Genomic DNA, 1,304 nt, shown 5'->3' with positions numbered 1-1,304 from the left:
GGGTGGTAGACCGCCTTCTCCGCCGCCAGCGCGCTGACGCTCGCGGCGAGCTCGGGCGAGCCCACCCCGTCCAACGCGCCGAGGGCGGTTGCGCCGCCGGCCGTCCCGTCGGCGGCCATCCTGTCGGCGTGCGTCCCGTCGGGGTGCGTCCCGTCGGCGTGCGTCCCGTCGGCGTGCGTCCCGTCGGGGTGCATCGCGGCGGCGTGCATCGGGGCGAGGCCCGTCCCGCCAGCGGGGCCGGACGCCTCTGGTGCGTCGGTGAGCGACACGCACAATCGTTGTAGCTCGGGCGGCAGCTTCTCCCGCAGCACTCGCAGGGCCTGCGCCTTCTGGCTGGTGACGAGGACCCGTTGACCCTCGGCGAGCAGCGCGGAGATCAGGTTCGCGATCGTGTGGGTCTTGCCGGTGCCGGGCGGACCCTCGACGACGACGCCGTTGTCGTGGCGCAGCCGTTCGAGCACCCGGGCCTGCTCGGGGCTGGCCGGCAGTGGCAGCAGCGGGTCGGCGCCAAGCTCCGCGCCGCTCGTCGCGCCCTCGGCGTCGAGCCAGGCGAGCCGCTCGTCGGCGTCCAGGGTCGCGACGAGCTGGACCAGACCCAGCGGCGGCGGCCCGTCGCCGCGCAACGTCGCCAGCATCCGTTCGTAGTAGGTCAGCAGCGAGGCCTGGTCACGCACGCGCAGCACGAGCGCGGGGGCAAAGGTCACGCGGGGCCGGGTCGCGCCGTCCGGTACCGGTGGCGGCGCGTCCTGCGGCTCGAAGCCGTCCACCGGCACGTCCAGGGCCAGGGTCAGCCAGTCCCGCAGCAGCCGCGGGTCCTGCGCGCCGAGCGGGGCCGGCGGCCGGTTGTGCAGACGTTCGTGCAGGTGGTTGGTCCGTTCCCGGCGGAAACCGGGAAGGCCGTCGAGCAGCGGGCCGTCGCCCAGCCGGGTGGCCCCGCCAGCCAGCACCCGCACCCGGATGTCCGAGCTGACCGGGTCGATCTCGCAGCTCACCCGGGTGGACAGCAGGTGCTCGCGGATGAGCGGACCGCCGGGCGGCGCCCAGGTGAGCAGGCCGGTGGCCAGCACCAGCTCCAGCGCGTCGCCTTCCTGCGCCACCCGGGCGGCGACGGCGTGCAGCGTGTTGTGCAGCGCGCGGCGCTCGGTGTCGGCCCGGGCGCGCGTCGCCCAGATCCGCCAGCCGGGCAGCCAGTCGAGGTAGGCGGCCTCGAGCTGGCCGGCATCCGGGCTCGTCGGGTCGGGGCCGGGCGTAGCGTCGGCGCCCGCGTCCGGCCACAGCGGAGGGCGGTCGGGGTCGGCCAGGGC

Annotated in this window: 1 protein-coding gene; it reads right to left on the bottom strand. The window is 76.3% G+C overall.

What is annotated here, in order from left to right; translation table 11 throughout:
* Positions 1 to 1,304, bottom strand: a 1,304-nt coding sequence (locus ND748_RS32175; protein ID WP_251750040.1) for an AAA family ATPase, incomplete at both ends; no start/stop codon positions are given.

The sequence above is a fragment of the Frankia sp. AiPs1 genome, from assembly GCF_023716945.1.
In the GTDB taxonomy this organism is placed as follows: Bacteria; Actinomycetota; Actinomycetes; order Frankiales; family Frankiaceae; genus Frankia.
This window is presented reverse-complemented; position numbering and strand designations above follow the sequence as displayed.